Annotated in this window: 20 protein-coding genes and 1 pseudogene; 20 read left to right on the top strand and 1 reads right to left on the bottom strand. The window is 58.0% G+C overall.

Annotated features, from left to right (window positions below):
* From F3J43_RS22715 to F3J43_RS22775, 13 genes are all read left to right on the top strand, one after another.
* The coding region (locus tag F3J43_RS22715; RefSeq protein ID WP_166892482.1) for a type VI secretion system Vgr family protein at nt 1–2496 on the top strand (2496 nt) is incomplete at its 5' end.
* Entirely contained in the window at nt 2493–7196 is a 4704-nt protein-coding gene (locus F3J43_RS22720; protein WP_166892485.1) for an RHS repeat-associated core domain-containing protein, read from the top strand. The genes F3J43_RS22715 and F3J43_RS22720, both read left to right, overlap by 4 nt.
* The gene (locus tag F3J43_RS22725; protein ID WP_166892488.1) at nt 7189–7518 is read left to right on the top strand and encodes a hypothetical protein; all 330 of its coding nucleotides are present in this window, start codon (nt 7189–7191) and stop codon (nt 7516–7518) included. Before F3J43_RS22720 ends, F3J43_RS22725 begins: the two co-directional genes overlap by 8 nt.
* Before the next feature lie 322 nt (nt 7519–7840).
* The gene (locus F3J43_RS22730; RefSeq protein WP_166892492.1) at nt 7841–8791 is read left to right on the top strand and encodes an IS5 family transposase; all 951 of its coding nucleotides are present in this window, start codon (nt 7841–7843) and stop codon (nt 8789–8791) included.
* 120 nt (nt 8792–8911) lie between these two features.
* A complete protein-coding gene (locus tag F3J43_RS22735; protein ID WP_286184965.1) occupies nt 8912–9211 on the top strand; it encodes a DNA/RNA non-specific endonuclease in 300 nt (99 codons plus the stop codon).
* Between the two features lie 2 nt (nt 9212–9213).
* Complete coding sequence (locus F3J43_RS22740) at nt 9214–9741, top strand: SMI1/KNR4 family protein (RefSeq protein ID WP_166892495.1); 528 nt, start codon at nt 9214–9216, stop codon at nt 9739–9741.
* Between the two features lie 352 nt (nt 9742–10093).
* Nucleotides 10094–11257 carry an RHS repeat-associated core domain-containing protein gene (locus F3J43_RS22745; RefSeq protein ID WP_205298050.1) on the top strand — a complete coding sequence of 388 codons (1164 nt, stop codon included), beginning with the start codon at nt 10094–10096 and terminating at the stop codon, nt 11255–11257.
* A 117-nt stretch (nt 11258–11374) separates the two neighbouring features.
* Nucleotides 11375–11710 (top strand): hypothetical protein, encoded by a 336-nt coding sequence (locus tag F3J43_RS22750; protein ID WP_205298051.1) that lies wholly within the window; start codon nt 11375–11377, stop codon nt 11708–11710.
* Between the two features lie 241 nt (nt 11711–11951).
* Entirely contained in the window at nt 11952–12935 is a 984-nt protein-coding gene (locus tag F3J43_RS22755; RefSeq protein WP_166892503.1) for an IS5 family transposase, read from the top strand.
* Between the two features lie 433 nt (nt 12936–13368).
* Nucleotides 13369–13731 carry a hypothetical protein gene (locus F3J43_RS22760; protein WP_166892506.1) on the top strand — a complete coding sequence of 121 codons (363 nt, stop codon included), beginning with the start codon at nt 13369–13371 and terminating at the stop codon, nt 13729–13731.
* Nucleotides 13703–14131, top strand: a complete 429-nt coding sequence (locus F3J43_RS22765) for a hypothetical protein (protein ID WP_166892509.1) — start codon at nt 13703–13705, stop codon at nt 14129–14131. The genes F3J43_RS22760 and F3J43_RS22765 overlap by 29 nt, the downstream gene beginning before the upstream one ends.
* A 9-nt stretch (nt 14132–14140) precedes the next feature.
* Nucleotides 14141–14437, top strand: a complete 297-nt coding sequence (locus tag F3J43_RS22770; RefSeq protein ID WP_166892512.1) for a hypothetical protein — start codon at nt 14141–14143, stop codon at nt 14435–14437.
* Between the two features lie 122 nt (nt 14438–14559).
* Nucleotides 14560–14727 (top strand): hypothetical protein, encoded by a 168-nt coding sequence (locus F3J43_RS22775; protein WP_166892515.1) that lies wholly within the window; start codon nt 14560–14562, stop codon nt 14725–14727.
* 484 nt (nt 14728–15211) lie between these two features.
* Here F3J43_RS22775 and F3J43_RS22780 read toward each other — a convergent pair.
* Nucleotides 15212–15399: pseudogene (locus F3J43_RS22780) on the bottom strand (IS3 family transposase); the annotation flags it as partial.
* 177 nt (nt 15400–15576) lie between these two features.
* Between F3J43_RS22780 and F3J43_RS22785 the strand changes: the two are divergent.
* From F3J43_RS22785 to F3J43_RS22815, 7 genes are all read left to right on the top strand, one after another.
* Nucleotides 15577–16158, top strand: a complete 582-nt coding sequence (locus F3J43_RS22785; RefSeq protein WP_166892518.1) for an alpha/beta hydrolase — start codon at nt 15577–15579, stop codon at nt 16156–16158.
* Nucleotides 16159–16223: 65 nt separating this feature from the next.
* On the top strand, nt 16224–17063 hold the full coding sequence (locus F3J43_RS22790) for a sigma 54-interacting transcriptional regulator (RefSeq protein WP_166892521.1): 840 nt from the start codon (nt 16224–16226) through the stop codon (nt 17061–17063).
* A 162-nt stretch (nt 17064–17225) separates the two neighbouring features.
* Nucleotides 17226–18011 carry a MetQ/NlpA family ABC transporter substrate-binding protein gene (locus F3J43_RS22795; RefSeq protein ID WP_166892525.1) on the top strand — a complete coding sequence of 262 codons (786 nt, stop codon included), beginning with the start codon at nt 17226–17228 and terminating at the stop codon, nt 18009–18011.
* A 580-nt stretch (nt 18012–18591) separates the two neighbouring features.
* The gene (locus F3J43_RS22800) at nt 18592–19257 is read left to right on the top strand and encodes an amino acid ABC transporter permease (RefSeq protein WP_166892528.1); all 666 of its coding nucleotides are present in this window, start codon (nt 18592–18594) and stop codon (nt 19255–19257) included.
* Nucleotides 19238–19897, top strand: coding sequence for an amino acid ABC transporter permease (locus tag F3J43_RS22805; RefSeq protein ID WP_166892531.1), 660 nt, complete (start codon nt 19238–19240; stop codon nt 19895–19897). Before F3J43_RS22800 ends, F3J43_RS22805 begins: the two co-directional genes overlap by 20 nt.
* The gene (locus F3J43_RS22810; protein ID WP_166892534.1) at nt 19894–20667 is read left to right on the top strand and encodes an amino acid ABC transporter ATP-binding protein; all 774 of its coding nucleotides are present in this window, start codon (nt 19894–19896) and stop codon (nt 20665–20667) included. The genes F3J43_RS22805 and F3J43_RS22810 overlap by 4 nt, the downstream gene beginning before the upstream one ends.
* A complete protein-coding gene (locus F3J43_RS22815) occupies nt 20664–21536 on the top strand; it encodes a transporter substrate-binding domain-containing protein (RefSeq protein ID WP_166892537.1) in 873 nt (290 codons plus the stop codon). Before F3J43_RS22810 ends, F3J43_RS22815 begins: the two co-directional genes overlap by 4 nt.
* Nucleotides 21537–21614 lie beyond the last annotated feature (78 nt).

The following is a 21614-nucleotide window of genomic DNA, read 5'->3' on the forward strand; positions in this document are numbered from 1 at the left end:
GTGCAGTACGACGAGTCCAACCTGCAGTTCATCCAGCGGCTGTGCGAGGAGGAGGGTATCCACTACCACTTCCGCCACGCCGCCGACGGCCACCAACTGGTGTTCGGCGACGACCAGACGGTGTTCCCGAAACTCGCGCCCGTCAGCTTCCAGCACGACTCTGGTTTGGTCGCCGATACACCGATGATCAAGCGCTTCGCCCTGCGCCTGGAAACCCGCACCAGCAGCGTCAGCCGCCGCGACTATGACTTCAAGAAACCGCTGATCCAGCTCGAAGCCGAGGTCGACAGCCACGACGAACCGGCGCTGGAGGACTACGACTATCCGGGCCGCTTCCTCGACCGTTCTCGCGGCAAGCACCTCGCCAATAGAGCGCTTGAGCGCCACCGCAGCGACTACCGCCAGGCCCGTGGCGACAGCGACCAGCCGCTGCTCGCCAGTGGCCATTTCCTGACCCTGGCCAGCCACCCCAACGCCCAGTGGAACGACCTGTGGTTGCTGATCGAGGTGCGGCACCAGGGGCGTCAGCCGCAAGTCCTGGAAGAAGCCATCACCAGCGACGTCGACGCCCGCTTCGACGGCTTCCAGCAGGGCTACCGCAACTTCTTCGTGGTCACCCCGTGGGAGCTGCCATACCGTCCGCCGCTGCGGCACCCGAAACCCAAGGTGCTGGGCGACCAGCGCGCCGTGGTCAGCGGCCCGGCCGGCGAGGAGATCTACTGCGACGAATACGGCCGCATCAAGGTGCAGTTCTTCTGGGACCGCGAAGGCCAGTCCGATGATAGATCCAGCGTGTGGATGCGCGTGGCCAGCAGCTGGGCCGGACAGGGCATCGCCGGCTTGCAACTGCCGCGAGTGGGCATGGAAGTGTTGGTCAGCTTCCTCGAAGGCGACCCCGACCAACCGCTGGTGACCGGCTGCCTGTACCACGGCGTGAACATGCCGCACTACAAGCTGCCCGACCTGAAAACCCTGGCGACGATCAAGAGCAAGGAATACAAGGGCAGCCGCGGCAACGAACTGCGCATCGACGACACCACCAGCGAGATCAGCATCGGCCTGCGCAGCGACCACGGCGCCAGTGCCCTGAACCTCGGCTACCTGACGCACCCAAGACCGAGTGGCGGCGCCCCACGCGGTGAAGGTTTCGAACTGCGCACCGACCGCCACGGCGCCGTGCGCGCTGCCGGCGGCCTGCTGCTGACCACCGAGCCGCGCCCCAACGAAGCCAAGCACCACAAGGACCTGCCCGAGACCGCCGAACGCCTGGCCACCGCCAGCGAGCAGCAGGACAGCCTGGCGGAACTGGCCAAGCAGATGCAGGCCCAGGAACCGGGTGACCAGGACGAGGTGGCCAAGGACCTGCACAAGCAGCACCAAGGCATCCTCGGCAGCGGCCCGGGCGATCTGACGAAAAACGAGTTCGCCGAATTCACCCAGCCGCACCTCGTGGTCTCGAGCCCGGCCGGCATCGCCCTGACCACCCCCGGCCCCAACCACCTCACCAGCGGCAGCCACCTGGCGCTGAGCAGCACCGGTCACACCAGCATGTCCGTCGGCAAGCGCCTGCTGGCCAGCGCCAGCCAGGGCATGCGCCTGTTCGTGCAGAGCCTGGGCTGGAAGTTGGTGTCGGCTTCCGGCGACATCGACATCCGCGCGCTGAAGGACAGCATCAACCTGCTGGCCAAGCTGGATATCACCGCCAACGCCGACCGCATCACCCTCAAGGCCAAGACCGAGCTGGTGGTGCAGGGCGGCGGTAGCGCGACGACGTACAACGCCAGTGGCATCACCCACGTCACCAGCGCCAACTACACCGCCCATGCCGCGCAGTTCGCGCACATCGGTGCGGCGAGCAAGGCCGGCACCTTCCCCGAGCCGCCCAAGCCGGGCAAGGGGTCGCTGGACCTGTTCAACCGGTACAACAACACCAAGGGCATCAAGGCTGGCGATTACGCAGCCACCGATGCCCTGGGCAAGGTGCTCAAGGGCGCGCTCGACGGCCAGGGCTTCAATGCTGTCAGTGGCGCGGCGGTGGGCCCGGGTACCGCCAAGTTCGGCCTCGACACCGCCGACTCCTGGAGCATGCCCGCGACCTTCGTGGCCGGTCTGCCCTGGCCCTCGACCGCAGGGCTCAATGAAAGCGAGCCGTCGATGCTCGACGCGATCAAGGACAAGCTGACCCCCGATGCCAGCGGCAACTTCATGCAGCAGGCCAGGCAGCTCGGCAGCACCGGCATGGACATGGCCAAACAGGGCATGAGCCTGCTCAAGACCAGCCAGGACGCCCTGCAAAGCGCGCAACAGGTGCAAGGCGCGCTGAAAAGCGGTGTCGCCGGCCTGCCGCAACTGGCCGGCGCCGCCGGCCCGGCCATGCCTGCCGCGTCAGCCGCGCTGGGCCTGCCCAGCCTGCCCACGCTGCCGGAAATCCCGAAACTTCCTGAATTCAAGGCACCGAGCCTTGCCAGCCTGATGCCAAGCGGACTGCTGTCATGACCGAACAAACCTCCCCACAAGGCGGCCGCGAAGTCGCCATCCTTCCGCTGACCGAAGTTCACATCGAGGACGTCGGCCGTGGCGCCGCAGTGTTCGACGCCTGGCTGCGCGATATCAGCGACGGCTACGTCACCCTCGAACGCATCAAGAGCGTTGCCGGCGCCCTGCCGGTGGTGGGCAACATCATCGCCCTGATCGACGCCCTGGGCGACATCGTCACCCTGGCCGAAAGCGAAAAACCTGAGCCGTGGGACTGGGTGAGCCTGGGCATCAACATGATCGGCGTGGTCCCGATCCCGCCGACCATGGCTGCGGCACGCATGAGCCTGCGGCCGATGCTGTTCATGATCCGCCAGGAAGGCAAACAGATCCTCGGCGACGCCCTGGTCGAGATCATCGCCGGACACCTCAACGCCGATATCGTCGCCAGCCTGGACGACTTCGTCGAACAGGCCGAAGGCAAACTCAAGGAAACCCTGGCGGCAGCGGGCAGCAAGGCCGAAGAGATCCTCAACGAGATCTGCAAGGGCCTGGACGCGCTGGTCGACGGCAACCTCGGCAGCCAGGACGACCTGAACGACGCCGGCAACAAGGTCAGCGCCGCCGCCGACCAACTGCTGCACGACCCCGCCAAGAGCATCGACAACATCTTCGGCGCCGTCTGGAGTGCCTACAAGGCTGCCGGCAAGGGTATGGCCAACATGGTCGCCAGTGCGGTGATCAGCGACGACGCCAAGAAGTATGCGCACGGCCAGGTGGACAAGCTGCGGTTGCTGGCACCGCAGGTCAACAGCGAGATCAACAAGCTCGGTGATGGCGGCAATCCGCATTCCATCGAAGCACTGCGCTTGGTGTTGGCCGGGAGTGTGATGTTGTGGCGGGCGCGTAATCCGCAGTTGGTCAACTTCAATATCAAGCCCGGGACGACCAGCAAGGCGGAGCACACGTTGCCTGCTGGCAAGGTCGAGACTTCCAGGGAGCAGGCGCCGGCCAAGAGCGCCCCTAGTTGCTGCAAGAACAAGACAGCTACAGGCACGAAAAAAGACATCGGTTTCGCCTTGGGTAACGAAACCCTGTCACACACCGATTTCAGCCTGCCGGGTCCCTTCCCCATCGAATGGACTCGAGTTTACAACTCGCGCCTGGGCGAGTTGGACGACAGCAGCCTCGGCGCTCGCTGGCTCACCGAGTTCACCACCTGCATCGATGTGGTCAATGATGGTCTGCTGTTCCACGATGTGGATGGCCGTAGTCATGCTTACCCATTACCTGAAGTGGGCAAGTCGCACTACGACCCCATCGAGTACAGCTCGCTGGTACGCATGACCGAGACGCAGATCATCCTCCTGCGCGGCGTATCGCGTCGCGAGACCTACGAAAGAGTCGGTGATCGTTTCTATCTCGTGCATATCGTGCTGCGCAGCGGCGCGGGCGCAATGCTGCATTACGAACACAACTACAACGGCCGCCCGGTGCTGTCGGATATCAACACCTATCAGGACAACGACCAGAGCAAAGTCCACCTTCAGCTCGGCACTCGAGTTGACGAGCACGGGCATATCCAGGGTCTATGGCAGGTCGTCGACGGCAAGCCGCTACGCCAGTTGTGTGCGTATCACTACGACGACCAGGGCGACCTGGTCGCGGCTCAGGACGAAAACGGCGCCGCCTGGCACTACCAGTATCAGAACCACCTGATCACCCGTTACACCGACCGTACAGGTCGCGGGATGAATTTGCAGTGGGACGGCTCAAGCCCGAAAGCGAAGGCCATTCGCGAGTGGGGCGATGACGGCAGCTTCGATACACGCCTGGTCTGGGACAAGCACCTGCGGCTGACCACCGTGACCGATGCCCACGGTCAACAGACCAAGCACTACTACGACATCCTCGGCTACACCTACCGCATCAAGCACCCCGACGGTAACTCCGAGTGGCTGTTCCGCGATCATCGCAAGAACGTGATTCGCCATGTGCATGCCGACGGCAGCCAGGACCGCTACACCTACGATGAGCGCAGCAACCTGTTGCAGCACATTCGTGCCGACCACAGCGTGGTGCATTTTGCCTACGACGATCAGGACCAGTTGATCAAGATCCGCGATGCCGAGGCCGGGCTGTGGCTGCGCGACTACGATGATCGCGGCAACCTGGTCGAAACGGTCGACCCGCTGGGTAACAAGACCGAGTTTGCCTACACGCCAACGGGTTTGGTCAAGGCGATCAAGGATGCCAATGGCGGCGAGAAAAAACTGGCCTACAACGATGCCGGTCAGTTGCTGGAGTACACCGATTGCTCGGGCAAGACCAGCATTTGGGAGTACAACACGTTCGGCCAGCTGACCCTGTTCGTCGATGCCATGGGCAACAAGACGGCCTACGAATACAAAGCTGGCCAACTTTGCAAAGTCACGCTTGCGGACAAGACTGAGGAGCGATTCGACTATGACGCCGAAGGCCGCTTGCTCGCCCATTCCGATGGTCTGGATCGTTGCACCACCTGGTCCTATAGCGCTGCCGGCCTGCTGGCCGAACGCGTTGATGCCAACGAACACACCCTGCGTTATCGCTGGGACAAACTCGGCCGCCTGATCGGGCTGGAGAACGAAAACGAAAGCAAGGCCACGTTCCTTTACGACCCGATTGGTCGCCTATTGCAGGAAACCGGCTTCGACGGGCTGGTGACCCGTTATCAGTACGACCCGTACTCTGGACGCCTGGCATCTACCCAGGTTGGCCAGCGCCGCATCGACCTGCGCTTCGACCGTATGAACCGCCTGGTCGAGCGTACCGCCCGCCAAGGTGATCAGAGCCAGACCGAAACCTTTGCCTATGACGGCAACGGCAAACTGATCCAGGCCATCAACGCCGCCAGCAAGTTGCAGTGGTTCCATGATGATGCGGGCAATCTGACCCGTGAGCATCAGCATTACCTCGCCACTGGCACGCCGATGGTCGCGGTGTGGCAGCACGAGTACGACGCTCTCAATCAGCGCGTGTCGACCGTTCGCCCCGATGGGCACAAGGTGAGTTGGCTGACCTATGGCAGCGGTCATCTGCTCGGCATGACCCTCGACCATCACGAGATGCTGGCCTACGAGCGTGATGACCTGCATCGCGAGGTTGTACGTCATCAGGGCAACAAGCTCATGCAGACCCAGGCGTGGGACCCCGCCGGGCGTTTGCAAGAGCAGTGGCTGGGCAGCCATGACGGTCAGTCCACGTTGCTTAAACGCCAGTACCGTTACGACGCTGCGGGCCAACTGACCAACATCCACGACACTCGTCGCGGCCAGTTGGAATATCAATACGATCCGGTTGGCCGCCTTCTCCAAGCCACCAGCCGTTTGGGCGTCGAGACCTTCGCCTTCGACCCTGCTGGCAACCTGCTGGACCAGAAAACCCAGGAGCTGAACCGACCGCTGGAAGCCGATCCGCGTCGCAACAAGTTGATGGACAACTTGCTGCGCGAGTATGCCGGCACCCATTACCGCTACGACGAACGCGGCAACCTGATCCACCGCCTGCACAACGGTGCCCATGCGCATTTCACCTGGGACCTGTTCGACCGGTTGGCCAATTACAACGACGACAAGCTCAAGGTCGATTTCGGTTATGACGCTTTGGGTCGGCGTCTGTACAAGAACTCGGTCGCGCACTATTGGGATCGACCGGAAGCGGGTACTGGTTGGAACCAGATGGAGCGTGGCAAACGCCAACGTGAGTTGGAATGTGGCTTCACGCTGTTTGGCTGGGATGGCGACACCCTGGCGTGGGAGAGCTCACCGCCAAGAGATGACGGCGATACTGGCCGAACCGTGCACTACCTGTATGAACCGGGCAGCTTTGTGCCGGTCGCGCAGGCGCTGCGCAAGCGTCCGATCGTGCTGCACAAACAGCCGGATTGGAGCCAGCGGGAGTACGACTTCGATCAGGATCCGCTGTGGCAGACCGAGATGAAACCCCAGGCATTCGATGCCATCGCCTGGTATCAGTGCGATCACCTGGGTACGCCGATGGAGTTGACGGATGAACAAGGCAATATCGCATGGACGGCGCAATACAAGGCCTGGGGCGAGGCGCGTGAAGAGCGCTCCGAGTGGGCTCGTGAGCAGGGACTGAGTAACCCGCTCCGCTTCGTTGGCCAATTCTATGATCATGAAACAGGTTTGCACTACAATCGATATCGTTACTACGAGCCAAGAGTAGGACGGTTCATTAGCCGGGACCCTATAGGGTTCGCTGGTGGCTCAAATATTTACCAGTATGCAGTGAATCCAATCAGCTGGACCGACGCGTTTGGTCTTAGTGCGAACAATATATTTATTCACTACACTGATGGAAAAAGCTTAAAAAGCATTATGGCTTCAGGTGTTATTAAGCCTAATAGCCAAGGGAAAGTGTATGTGACGGACACTCTGATGGCTCCCGAGGATGTGGCAAGTAATATTTTCATTAATGATGTTAGGCACGTCGGTCGCGAAGAGTATGCCGTCGTTTTCAAGGCGAACTCGGTTCAAATGGCTAACATTGAAAAGGAAAGCCATTATGAGTATGTTCACAAGGGGCCTTTGAAGTTGGGGGAGGTTGTCCATGCAGGGAAAAATCCTTATGGTACTATGAACGAGATTCCGTATGAGCAGCGTCTTGAAATGACAAATTCTCAAATTGCGACCCGAAGAGGTAAAGGCTGTGAATAAGACTTCAGAAAGGCAGGTAATGCTAAGCCAGGGAGAAATTACTGCTCTAAAAAAGGCTATCGCTTATTTGAAGTTTGAATGCGAGGAGGTAGGGTCTCTCATATTTTGTGGGAGTCCATTAATTAACTCCGCATTTGATAAGCTTATTGCGAGCAGTGATATCAAGGGTGAGGATGTTTTTTACAATAGAAAAAATCCGAGCGCCGAAAAGCGTATGCTAAAAAAGCTAAATGAAGAATTTAAGTACGAAGGTAGTGGTGAGGTTGAACAGATTGAGCAGTTAGAGCACTCTGAGATCTATATGCATCCATTTAAGGTGTGAAATGTTAGTGCGTGCTTGAGTTGTAAAGTCATTTTGACGTGTTATTGGGCGAGTGTTACACTCGTCCAGATTTAAATGAAGGGTTAAGTATAAATGAATGTCATGCTCTAGACAGACTTTGCGACTTGGCCATTGACTGATCTGAAGGCAGCGGCATCAGACAGGAAATTCGCTCGTGGGAAAGACCGCAAGGTGCTGAGTAGCCATTCTATCTCGGCATAAACGATCACTAATAGCTAAGGAAGCTCCGATCAAGTCAGCACAGGCTGCCTGACCTGTGCTGAAATAGTGCTCCGTTCATCCAGGCCAACAAGTCTTGCCCATGAGTCAAATGAGCTTCTCCGATTTCGAATATGCCGGTAAACGCAAGCAAACCCGTTGTGAGCGGTTCCTGGCCGAGATGGAACAGGTCGTACCGTGGAGCGGATTGGTCGCGTTGATCGAGCCGCATTACCCAAAGGCAGGTGGCGGTCGCAAGCCGTATCCATTGGAAACCATGCTGCGTATTCACCTGCTACAGAACTGGTTCTCGTTGAGCGATCCAGCCATGGAAGAGTCGCTGTACAAGATTACTTCGATGCGCCAGTTTGCTCGTCTGACGCTCAGCGCTCCGATCCCCGAAGACACGACGATCATGAACTTCCGGCACCTGCTGGAGAAGCATCAGTTGGCGGCGGGCATTTTGGAAACCATCAACAATTACCTGCGAGACAAGGGCCTGTCGTTGCGCCAGGGCACCATCGTCGACGCCACTATCATCCACGCACCCAGTTCGACCAAAAACAAGGAAGGCAAACGCGATCCTGAAATGCATCAGACGAAGAAAGGCAACCAGTACTTCTTCGGCATGAAAGCGCACATCGGAGCCGACGCAGAATCGGGCCTGGTACATCATGTTCATGGCACCGCCGCCAACGTGGCTGATGTGACGGAAGTTGCCCATCTGTTGCACGGTGGCGAGAACGTTGTCTGTGCTGACGCCGGTTACACCGGCGTAGAGAAACGGCCTGAGCACGACAGTCGGCAAGTGATCTGGCAGGTTGCGGCGCGACGCAGCACCTACAAGCATTTGAGCAAACGCAGTGCGCTGTACAAGGCCAGGCGCAAGATCGAGAAGGCCAAAGCCCAGTTACGTGCGAAGGTCGAGCATCCGTTTCGGGTGATCAAGCGTCAGTTCGGTTATGTGAAGACCCGCTTCCGTGGCCTGGCCAAGAATACGGCGCAATTGACCACACTGTTCGCGCTGTCGAATCTGTGGATGGTGCGCCGGTAATTACTTACCACTGCAGGAGAGGTGCGTCTGTAGCGAGGGGAAACCGAGCTGAAGCCCGGTTTCGACGCCATTGACAACTGAAAACCTGACTCAGGTGAGTCAGCGCCTCGTTTATCGCGGATGGCTGAGCAACTTGCTCGGAGTTTCCCTAGAGGCCACCTCTTGGGGCGCCAGCTTGGTGGATCAGGTGATGACGAGAGAAACCTGGTGACGATTCAACAGCGCCCAGCCAATACCCCGGTGATGAGCGCTGCGGAAGGTCGTATTAGGAAGGCCTTGGAGCAAGGTCAGGTTGTGGATGTTAATGTGATCCCGGTTTATCACGGCCCCTCTAGAATCCCTGCTGGTATTACCATTAAAGCTGAGGGTTCGGGAGGTTTTTATGAATATGTTACAGTGCTTAATCCTCCAGGAATGTAAATATGTCAATTCAGGGTCTGGTTAGAACTTTAACTCCGCCACCAAGGCCCTCTGAGTCTGGTGTTGGAATAACATGGCCGCCGTTGGATTCGGGAATGCAGTTCCCTAGAGACTTTATTGAGTTCATAACGAAATATGGGACGGGTCGCATTGCCGATTTTATTTTGATATTTAATCCATTTAGCGCGAATGAAGAAGTAAATTTTTTCAGGCAGAAAGAACTCATTTTGCAGGATTTTCGAGAGCTGATAGATTCGGATAGCGATTATTATAGTTGCAAATTGTATCCTGAAACAAATGGCTTGGTCCCGGTTGGTGTGACGGACAATGGTGACTACATTTTTTGGGTTTCTAATTCAAAAGCCGAAAGTGATGAGTGGACTACTGCGATAATTCCAGCAAGATCGCCCGACGTGGAGTATTTTGACAGTGATTTGACTACTTTGCTGGAGAGGGTTTTAAGTAAAAGTATTAAGTGTGATTCCTTGCTCGATGAGTTTCCGGTTGCGATAAGATTTGATAGCTTTTAATTCTCTGCCGCGACTAAATGTTTGGGGCGTCTTGCACGATCGCTACTATAAGTTTGGCCAGCCCGAGTCGTTGGCAGGGACGAGAACTAGGGTTTTTACGAAAAGTCGCCGAGCGACGATTAGGCAAGGCGAAAACAGGCGAGGAAGCGGAATTTGCTGGTTGCAAATGAGCATTCCGAACCTGTTTTCAACGCAGCATGATCGTCGTGTTGGCACTTTTCGTACAAAGCCTAGGGCAAGGTGACGTTCCTCTACTATCCGGTTGGCCGCCTGCTAGGCCACCAGCCGTCTGGGTGTCGAGACCATTGCCTTCGACCCCGCTGGCAACCTGCTGGATCAGAAAACTCAGGAATTGAACCGCCCGCTGGAGGCAGATCCACGTCGTAACAAGCTGATGGATAACTTGCTGCGCGAGTACGCCGGCACCCATTACAAGTATGACGAGCGTGGCAACCTGGTGCACCGTCTGCACAACGGCTCGCACGCGCACTTCACCTGGGACCTGTTCGACCGGTTGGCCAGTTACAACGACGACAAGCTCAAGGTCGATTTCGGTTATGACGCTTTGGGTCGGCGTTTGTACAAGAACTCGGTCGCGCACTATTGGGATCGACCGGAAGCGGGTACTGGTTGGAACCAGATGCAGCGAGCGAAGCGTCAGCGTGAGCTGGAGTGTGGCTTCACGCTGTTTGGCTGGGACGGCGACACCCTGGCGTGGGAAAGCTCACCGCCACGGGATGACAGCGATACTGGCCGAACCGTGCACTACCTGTATGAACCGGGCAGCTTTGTGCCGGTCGCGCAGGCGCTGCGTAAGAGCCCGATGCGTTTGCACAAGCAGCCGGATTGGAGTCAGCGGGAGTACGATTTTGATCAGGACCCGCTGTGGCACACGGACATGACTCCACAGCCCTTCGAGGCGATTGCCTGGTACCAGTGCGATCACCTGGGTACGCCGATGGAGTTGACGGATGAACAAGGCAATATCGCATGGACGGCGCAATACAAGGCCTGGGGCGAGGCGCGTGAAGAGCGCTCGGAGCTGGCCGGGCAGCACGGTCTGAACAACCCTCTGCGCTTTCAGGGGCAGTACTACGATCATGAAAGTGGGCTGCACTACAACCGCTATCGGTACTATGATTGCCAGTCTGGAAGATTTATAAGCAGTGACCCGATAGGGTTGCTTGGTGGGATGAATCTTTACCAGTATGCGGTGAACCCTGTTGGGTGGGTTGATGCATTAGGTCTAAGTGCAAATAATATATTTGCTCACTATACGGATGAAAAAGGCCTGGAAAATATAAAAAGTACCGGCGTTATTAGGCCTAATTCCAAAGGCAAGGTGTATGTGACTGATGTTTTGATGATCCCTGAGGATGCTCAGAGAGACATATTTATCAATGATACTAAGCACGCTGGTAGGGGAGAGCATGCGTTAGTGTTTAAAGCTACCCCGGAGCAAGCGGCTAACATTAAAAAAGTTCAGAGCTTGAATACATTCACAACGGCCCGATGAGGCTCGTGAATGTAATTCACGCAGGTAAGAATCCTTATGGGGTCATGGCCGAATCAACATATGAGCAAAGATTGGCAATGACACGTACGCAGGTCAATGCACGCGAAGGAAAATCTTGTGGATGAATTTACCGAGAAGGAAATAAGGCTGAATCAGGGGGAGATCAATGCCTTGAAGAAAGCCCTGCTTTATTTAAAGTTTGAGTGTGAGGAAACGGAGTCTTTGATATTTTCTGGTAGCCCGTTGATTAACTCTGCATTCGACAAGTTGATAGCTGGTAGCGATTCGGCTGAGCGTGAGTTGAAGTTTTATGAAGGAGGGAATTCCTATGCTGAAGAGTGTATGTTGAATAAGTTGAAGCGGCAGTGGGAGTTTTATGGAGAGGGAGAGTTTGAAGATGATGTTGATTCCGAGTATTTCAGGGAGTGCATTCGCCCATATAAGAAAGCTTAGGGTTTAATTTTTCAAAGTACCCATGAGGGTGAGCTTGGTTACAAGGCTCTGCGTGAAAAATATTGAGGCGCATGTCAGGTAAGGCGTAGTAGCCGAGGAAGCGAAATTTGCGTGATGTAAATGAGCATTCCAAGGCTGTTTTAAAACGGCTTTAGCTAGGGAAACTCCGATCAAGTCAGCACAGGCTGCCTGACCTGTGCTGAAATAGCGCTCCGTTCATCTAGGCCAACAAGTCTTGTCCATGAGTCAAATGAGCTTCTCCGATTTCGAATATGCTGGTAAGCGCAAGCAAACCCGTCGTGAGCGGTTCCTGGCCGAGATGGAGCAGTTCGTACCGTGGAGCGGATTGGTCGCGTTGATCGAGCCGCATTACCCAAAGGCAGGTGGCGGTCGCAAACCCTATCCATTAGAAACCATGCTGCGCATTCATCTGCTGCAAAACTGGTTTTCACTGAGTGACCCGGCCATGGAAGAAGCGTTGTACGAGATCACCTCGATGCGCCAGTTCGCTCGACTGACGCTCAGCGCCCCGACCCCTGAAGACACGACGATCATGAACTTCCGGCACTTGCTGGAGAAGCACCAGTTGGCGGCAGGTATTCTGGCAACCATCAACAGTTACCTGCGAGACAAGGGCCTGTCGTTGCGCCAGGGCACGATCGTCGATGCCACAATCATCCACACGCCCAGTTCGACCAAGAACAAGGAAGGCAAACGCGCCCCGGAAATGCACCAGACGAAGAAAGGCAACCAGTACTTCTTCGGCATGAAAGCGCACATCGGAGCCGACGCAGAATCGGGCCTGGTACATCATGTTCATGGCACCGCCGCCAACGTGGTTGATGTGATGGAAGTTGCCCATCTGTTGCACGGTAGCGAGAACGTGGTCTGTGCTGACGCCGGTTACACCGGCGTAGAGAAACGGCCTGAGCACGACAGTCGGCAAGTGATCTGGCAGGTCGCGGCGCGACGCAGCACCTACAAGCATTTGAGCAAACGCAGTGCGCTGTACAAGGCCAGGCGCAAGATCGAGAAGGCCAAAGCCCAGTTACGTGCGAAGGTCGAGCATCCGTTTGGGGTGATCAAGCGTCAGTTCGGTTATGTGAAGACCCGCTTCCGTGGCCTGGCCAAGAATACGGCGCAATTGACCACACTGTTCGCGCTGTCGAATCTGTGGATGGTGCGCCGGCAATTATTGTCTACTGCGGGAGAGGTGCGCCCGTGAGGGCAGAAAACCAAGGCTATGCCTTGGTTTTCCAATAATCAGCGGCTGAAAATCGGGGTTTTCGGCATCTCCAAGCAGTCCATTTCCGGCTGGTGGGTAACTTGTCCGGAGAATCCCTAAAGGTGATATATGTGTGAAATTATTCAGTTCGTGAGAATTGCCCTGTTTGTGGTCTGTGCTGGGTTGGTTTTTACTTCGATCATTTGTGCAAACGCCTATTGCAAGAAGGTGGGTGTGAATATGAATACCTTTGAAGGCATGCTTGAGATGTATCGGAGAGTTTTTAAATTCGAGAATAGGCTGTTGTCTGTCTTAGTGCTGTTCAGCATGTACGGCGGGGCTTTGATGGTGTTGGGGCTTGTGAGCTTGACATTCTGGGGTGAGGCGCAGGGGTGCGATTTTCATATCAATGATCGGTCCATGAGGTAGCCAAATGATGGACAACCTGCTGCGCGCCTACGCCGGCAGCCATTACCGCTACGACGAGCGCGGCAACCTGACCCATCGTCTGCAAGAGGGCGCACAGGCGCACTTCACCTGGGACCTGTTCAACCGGCTGGTGCGTTACAACGACGACAGGCTCAAGGTTGAATACAGCTACGACGCCCTTGGCCGTCGTCTGCACAAGCATTCGCTCGCCCATTACTGGGACAAGCCCGAGGCCGGCACCGGCTGGAACCAGCTGGAACGGGCCAGGCGCCAGCGTGAACTGCACTGCGGCTTCACCTTGGTTTGCCAATATGCCGGGTGTGCAGGAGCGTGCATCATTGGGCATTCACATGATGAACAATGGTAAGTCGCCGGAGGCAGTTGCTCGAGCGATGGCACCGCCGCCGCCCAGGCCGATAGCAACCTTTGAGTGTCGAGCATCGGCAACCGTTGCAGGAGGCCTTGGAGTTTCTGTAGCGGGTGCTGTAAATGAGGTTTCTGGGATTAGTCGCCAAGTCAGTGTTCCGATGACGTCTTTTGCCGCTCGTATTGCTGGACGCTGCGGGATAAAAATTGCTGACCCAGATGCCAAAAATTTCACAGCTGGATTGGCTGGAGCAATGAGCTTCGGACTCGTAAGCGTGGAGGCAGGGCAGAATTCTTCGGGGGGAGAGCTCTATATTGGAGTGGGTCCTGGTATTGGTCCTGAACTTAAAATTCCATACAGCCCGAACCAGAATTTATCTATTCATTTTGAAACAAAGTGAGAATTTATTGTGTGTGGATGGTTGGAGCTGTCGGTTGAGGTTGTATTTTGGGGGTTGGCGATTGTGCTGGCTGTTACTGTGCTCTATGGGCATTTCTACTCAAAGAGAAACGGGATAAATATGAATGCTTTCCCGGGGCTGTTTGAGTTGTTTGGTCATGTTTTCAAGTTTAAAGACAGGGTGTTGTCCGGGTTGTTTATTTTTTCCATGTGCGGCGGTGCGATTATTGGTGTTGGCTTGATTGTGTTGATTTTTTATGCGCAATCCAAAGGGTGTAATATTCATGTTAAAGGCAGCATAGGTTGACGCACGGGTGTGTGTGGCGAGGCTTAAGGGGGGCTATTGATAAGTGTGTGTGCGAAAAGTTCGGAATGCTTCGCTATCAATCCGCACCCCTCATTCCAAGACCGTGCACATAGGAGTCGCTCATGTGTGAGTTGTTGCAGGTCTTGAGGATTTCAATCGTCGCCATCTGCGTGGCGCCAGGTATTGCAGCTGTGCTCTATGCAAATTCATTTTTCAAGAAAAACGGAATCGACATGAATACATTCCTAGACCTGCCCTTGAGTCCAAATGTTTTCGTTTCGGTTGAGTGATGGTGATTGTATGTGTGGCAATTTTAGCAAGTTGGCGTATTTGATATTTTGGCTTTCGTTTTTTTGGATTGGTCTCTCGGCGCTGTATGCTAATTTTTACTGCAAAAGAAACGGAACCAACATGAATACATTTCCTGGTTTGTTCGAGTTGTATCGAAGGGTTTTTCGATTTGAAAATAAAATGCTGTCGTTTGTGATTTTGTTTGCGATTTTGGGTGGGGCCTCAATGGCGGTTGGGATGAGTTTCTTTATATCCTATGCCAAAACACTTGGTTGCGTTATAAATATACGAACCTAATAAGATAATGGGCTTTTGGTTCAGGTTTAGGGGACTTGGTAGCTGCTCCCGGCGACAAGTGTCCATTAGATTCTGAGCAGACTAAAGTCGAGCGGCTTCATAAACTATGAAATACGTCATGGGTAGTCGGAAAGATCTGGAGTTTCAGCTAATTTTAGACAGTTGGTGTGAATCGCCTCTGATTCCCTAGACACTCCCATAGCTCAGGAAATGGCGTTTCTTATACGTTACCGGCAACAGCTGCATAGCACTGTCGTATCGGTGTTTAGGGTTATAGAAAATCTCGATGTAATCGAAATATCACTTCGGGCCTCGTCACGTGTTGTGTAGATCTTTCGCCGGACGTCAACAGCAGGAAAACTCTCGGCTAAGGCACAGGGCTTCGGCAGCGCGAAGAGAAATGTTCAGCGGCTGCTGTGTTTTTTGCGCGTCATAACGAGACGTTGCAGAATCAATTTTTGGTTATTAACAAATAGCTTCTTATTCCTTTACGTCAAGATCCCCCTCCCTATACTGACCTCCAAGCACGCAAACACCTTGGAGGCGTCCCCATGCGCAATGAGCCGATTCGTTACCTGATTGTGCCGGGCTGGCAAGGATCGCCAGACAATCATTGGCAAAGCCACTGGCAGCGCACCCTGCCCAACAGCGCCCGGGTCGAGCAGCACGACTGGCTGACCCCGCAGCGCCGTGACTGGGTGCAGGCGCTGGAGCAGGCGATTGCCGGCGAGCGCTCGCCGGTGATCCTGATCGCCCACAGCCTTGGTTGCATCACCGTCGCCCACTGGGCCGCCCAGGCCAGCCCGGCCTTGTTGCGCCGGGTGCGTGGCGCATTGCTGGTGGCCCCCGCCGACGTCGAGCGGCCGACCTGCGCGCCGGCGCTGCGCAACTTCGCACCGATCCCGAGCCAGGCGCTACCGTTCCCCTGCCAGTTGGTCAGCTCCGACAACGACCCGGCGGTGAACGTGCCGCGCGCACTGCATATGGCCCGGACCTGGGGCGCCGAAGCCGGGTTGCTGGCCAATGCTGGGCATATCAACGTCAAGTCGGGCCATGAGCGCTGGGAGCAGGGCTTCGCCTACCTCTATCGCCTGCAGGCCCGGATCGACCAACAGGCCTTGCGCCGCGCCTGAGTTCGGCGTCTTTCCATCGTTCCATCTGTAGCCCCGGCCGCTCGCGGACGGGGCGGGAGTATTCCATGACTTTGCACAGCCCTTTCGGCCAGCCGCTGCTGACCTTTCCCGAACTGGACAAGAGCCCGCTGAGTATCCGCGCCAAGGCGCTGGTGTTCATCGACCCGCGCTCGCAGCAGCTGCGCCAGGCCCTCGAACGGCTGGCAGCGCAACCGTTGCCGGTGCTGATCCGCGGCGAGACCGGCACCGGCAAGGAGCTGCTGGCACGGCAGATCCACCGTGCCAGCGACCGCCCTGGGCTGTTCGTCTCGGTCAACTGCGCGGCCATCAGTCCGGCCTACGCCGATGCCGAACTGTTCGGCTACAGCGCCGGCGCCCAAGGAGGGACGGCCAGCAGTCGCGCAGGCTGGTTCGGTTCGGCCAACGGCGGCACCCTGTACCTGGACGAGATCGCCGACCTGCCGCTGGCGATCCAGGGCAAGCTGCTGGCCGCGCTGGAAAACCGCGAGGTGACCCGGGTCGGCGCGCAGCAGCCGCAGCCGGTGGATGTGCGCCTGGTGGCCGCCACCAGTATCGACCTGGCGCGGGTGGTCAAGGCCGGGCGCTTCAACGAGCGCCTCTACCAGTACCTGCGCGAGGGCGCGCTGGAGTTGCCGCCGTTGCGCGAGCGGCCGGGCGATATCCTGCCGCTGGCCGAATACTTCGTAGGCATTTACAGCGTGCGCCTGCAGCGCCCGCTGCCACTGATCAGCGAAGCGGCGCAGCAGGTACTGGAGGCCCATGCCTGGCCCGGCAACACCCGCGAACTGGAGAACGTCGTCCACTTCGCCCTGCTGGTCAGCGATAGCGAAGAGTTGCAGCCGCAAGACCTCGACCTGGCCAACGTCCCGCGCCAGATGGGCTAATAAGTGAAGTCGGTGATGGCGATTTGTTTTTGGAATAAGCAGCTAATCAAAAGATATTGTTACGGAATAAAAAATCTCGGTATCGTCCGCTCACGCCCACCCGAACGGATGGGCACCGACTTCGCCATCTGCGATGGCCCAGCCCTCAGAACAAGGATCACCATGAAAAAGACCCTGCTGACCACCGCCCTGGCTGCTGCCCTGTCGTTCGCTGGCCTGGCCAGTGCCGCTGAAAAACTGGTGGTCGCCGCGACCCCGGTACCTCATGCCGAGATCCTCGAGCTGATCAAGCCGACCCTGGCCAAGGAGGGTGTCGACCTGCAGATCAAGGTCTTCACCGACTACGTCCAGCCCAACGTGCAAGTCGACCAGAAGCGCCTGGACGCCAACTACTTCCAGACCCTGCCGTACTTGCAGAACTTCAACGAAGGCAAGGGCACCCATCTGGAAACCGTGGTCGGCGTGCATGTCGAACCGTTCGGCGGCTACTCGAAGAAGGTCAAGGCTCTGGCCGAACTCAAGGACGGCGCCACCGTGGCCATTCCCAACGAGGGCAGCAACAGCGGTCGCGCCCTGCTGCTGCTGCAGAAGGCCGGACTGATCACCCTGAAGGATCCGAAAAACGCCCTGGCCACGCCCAAGGACATCGCCGAGAACCCGAAGAAGCTCAAGTTCCGCGAGCTGGAATCGGCCATGCTGCCGCGCGTGCTGGACCAGGTCGACCTGGACATGATCAACACCAACTATGCGCTGGAAGCCGGCCTGAATCCGGCCAAGGATGCGCTGGTGATCGAGGGCAGCGACTCGCCTTACGTGAACTTCCTGGTGGCACGCCCGGACAACAAGAACAGCGAGGCCATCCAGAAGCTGGCCAAGGCGCTGACCAGCCCCGAGGTGAAGGCCTTCATCGAGAAGAAGTACCAGGGCGCGGTACTGCCGGCGTTCTGATACCCGGCATTCGCCAGGCCTGGCAGGAAAACGCCGACGCAAAATGCGTCGGCGTTTTCGTTTGCGCCGGGCAGGTCCGGCGCGTGGGGCTCGTCGCGGGCTGCGCCCGCTCCCACGGGTGCCTTAGGTTCTGTACGCAAAGTAGGGTCATCCACCGTTGTGGGAGCAGCGCACCGCCGCTCCCACAAAACGTTTCACGCAGAGCCTAGCGCGGATTGGCCAGCGCCCGGCGCAGGGCCAGGAGCCACAGCAGTTGGTCGTTCGAAGTCGGCGAGCAGGGGCTGTTCATTGTTATCGTCCTTGTAGGTGTGATGGGCCGTACAGGTCACAGTCTGAAATCACTTTGAGAGGGATTTGCTCAGAAAAATCCCTGGGGAATGAGGGAAATTTCTTGGTCGTTAGCGGGGTGATATCGATATGCAATAAAGGTATTTAGAGAAAATTTCTTATGCATTTATTGTCTCGATCACGTGCTTACCGGCACAGCGCCATTACCTGTGAAACGACGCCGAGCGACCCTCGGGCCGACCTGGAAGACCCCCATGCCGTACCCCCGTGACTTCGTGTCGAGGCAACATCCATGAGCTTCGACACCGCCTTCATGCTTAGCACACTGCCAGCGTTCTTCAAGGCGGCCGGAGTGACCCTGCAGGTCGGCCTGATCGCCATCGCCGCCTCGCTGCTGGTGGCACTGGTCAACGCCACCGTGCTGGTGCTGCGTACGCCGTACCTGTGGCGCCTGGTCAAGGGCTACGTGGAGCTGGCGCGCAATACCCCGCTGCTGATCCAGCTGTTCTTCGTCTACTTCGCCCTGCCGAGCCTGGGCCTGAAGGTGTCCGGTTTCACGGCGGCGATCATCACCATGACCTTCATGGGCGGCGCCTACCTCACCGAAGTGCTGCGCGCCGGGGTTGAGGCCGTGCCACGGGCACAGCTGGAATCCGGGCGCGCCATCGGTCTGTCCGAAGGCCAGTTGCTGCGCCATGTAATCCTGCCCCAGGCCGGAATCCTCAGCCTGCCGGCACTGTTCGCCAACTTCGTGTTCCTGCTCAAGGAGACCACCGTGGTCTCGGCGGTGGCGGTGCCGGAGATCCTCTACACCACCAAGAACTACATCGCCCTGTATTACAAGACCTACGAGATGCTCGCCGTGCTCACCCTGCTGTGCGTGCTGATCTTCCTGCCGCTGTCGCTGCTGCTGCGCTATCTGGAACGGAGGCTGCAACATGGCCAGTACGGGGCTTGAGCTGTTGCAGGTGTCGTTGCCGCAGTTGGCCGCCGGCGCTGGGCAGACCCTGGCGATCTCGGCCCTGGGCATCGTCTTCGCGACCCTGGGCGGGGTGCTCTATGGCGTGTTGGCGAGCCTCGGCAACCGCGTGCTGAACCTGTTGCTGCAGGTCTATCTGGAACTGTTCCGGGCGATTCCGGTGCTGGTCTGGTTGTACCTGGCGTTCTTCGGCCTGCCGATCTTCTTCGGCCTGAGCATTCCGGCTTTCTGGTGCGCGGTGCTGGTACTGGGGCTGTGGGGCGCCAGCGAAGTCGGCGAAGTGGTGCGCGGCGCGTTGCGCTCGCTGCCCCGGGGCCAGCGCGAGGCCGGGCTGTCGATCGGCCTGTCCGGCTGGCAGTTGTACGGCTACGTGCTGCTGCCTCAGGCGCTGCGGCGCATGACCCCACCGACCATCAATATCTACACGCGTATCGTCAAGACCAGCTCGCTGGCGGTGCTGATCGGTGTGGTCGAGGTGATCAAGGCCGGCCAGCAGATCATCGAGCGTACCTACGAATCGCTGCTGATCTACGGTGCGCTGTTCCTGTTCTTCTTCCTCGTCTGCTATCCGCTGTCCGCCGCCTCGCGCGTGCTGGAACGCCGTTGGGCCCACGCATGAATCCACTGATCGAGTTCCAAGGTTTCAACAAATACTTCGGTACGCACCAGGTGCTCAAGGACATCGACCTGACGGTGAATGCCGGCGAGGTGGTGGTGATCCTCGGCCCCAGTGGCTGTGGCAAGAGCACCTTGCTGCGCTGCCTCAATGGCCTGGAAGAGGCCCAGGGCGGCAGCCTGCGCCTCGCCGGTCAAGAGCTGCTGGCGGCCGGCACGGACTGGCGCCAGGTGCGCCAACGGGTCGGCATGGTGTTCCAGAGCTACCACCTGTTCGGCCACATGAGCGTGATCGACAACCTGCTGCTGGGGCCGCTCAAGGTCCAGCAGCGCCCACGTCGCGAGGCCCGCGAGCAGGCCGAAAATCTGCTGGAGCGGGTCGGCCTGCTGGACAAGCGCGATGCATTCCCGCGCCAGTTGTCCGGCGGCCAGCAGCAGCGCATCGCCATCGTTCGTGCGCTGTGCATGAATCCCGAGGTGATGTTGTTCGATGAAGTCACCGCAGCCCTCGACCCGGAGATGGTCAAGGAGGTGCTGCAGGTGATCCAGGGTTTGGCCGAAGGCGGCATGACCCTGCTCATCGTCACCCATGAAATGGCCTTCGCCCGCGCGGTGGCCGACCGAATCGTGTTCATGGAGGCCGGCAGGATCCTTGAACAGAACGACCCCGAGCGTTTCTTCACCCAACCGCGGACCGCACGCGCGCAGCAGTTCCTGGAGAAATTCTCTTTCGTCCAAAGCCTGCCCAAGACACTGCACAAGGAACTGTCATGAAGACCGCACCCATTGCCAAGCTGCTCGTTCCACTGCTCGGCCTGGCCTTGCTGGCCGGCTGCAACAAGGCCGAGGAACCGGCCAAGTCCGCAGCCTCATCGCCGACCACCAGCTACCTGGAAACCATCAAGGCGCGCGACAAGCTGATCGTTGGCGTGTTCACCGACAAGCCGCCATTCGGCTTCGTCGATGAAAGCGGGCGCTATGTCGGTTTCGACACCGACATCGGCCGGCGCTTCGCCAAGGACCTGCTGGGCGACGAGAACAAGGTCGAGTTCGTCACCGTGGAGCCTGCCAGCCGCATTCCGTTCCTGCAGAGCGACAAGGTCGACCTGATCCTCGCCAACATGACCGTCACTCCGGAGCGCAAGGAGGTGGTGGACTTCACCAACCCCAACCTGCGCGTGGCGGTGCAGGCCCTTGTCGCCAATGGCAGCCCGGTGCACAAGCTCGACGACCTGGCCGACAAGACCATCATCGTCACCACCGGCACCACCGCCGATATCTGGCTGAGCAAGACCCATCCGGACTGGAAACTGCTCAAGTTCGAGAAGAACACCGAGTCGCTGGCGGCCCTGGCCAATGGCCGTGGCGACGCCTACGCCCAGGACAACCTGATCCTGTTCAGCTGGGCCAAGCAGAACCCGGGATACCGCGTGCTGCCGGACCTGCTGGGCGACGAGGCGCCGATTGCCCCGGCGGTGAAGAAGGGCAACACCGAGCTGCGCGACTGGGTCAACGCCGAGCTGGCCAGGCTGGGCGAGGAGAAGTTCCTGCTCAAGCTGTACGACCAGTACGTGCGCAAGGAACTGAGCGACGACACCCAGCCGGAGCGCGTGATCGTCGAGGGCGGCAAGTGGCAGGGTTGAGCCCCGCCCTCTGATCGCGGGAGGTGCCTGCTCCCACGCCTGGCAACGGTGTTGCGCGTGGGAGCGGGCTTGCCCCGC

This window comes from Pantoea sp. Cy-639 (genome assembly GCF_011752525.1).
GTDB lineage: Bacteria > Pseudomonadota > Gammaproteobacteria > Pseudomonadales > Pseudomonadaceae > Aquipseudomonas.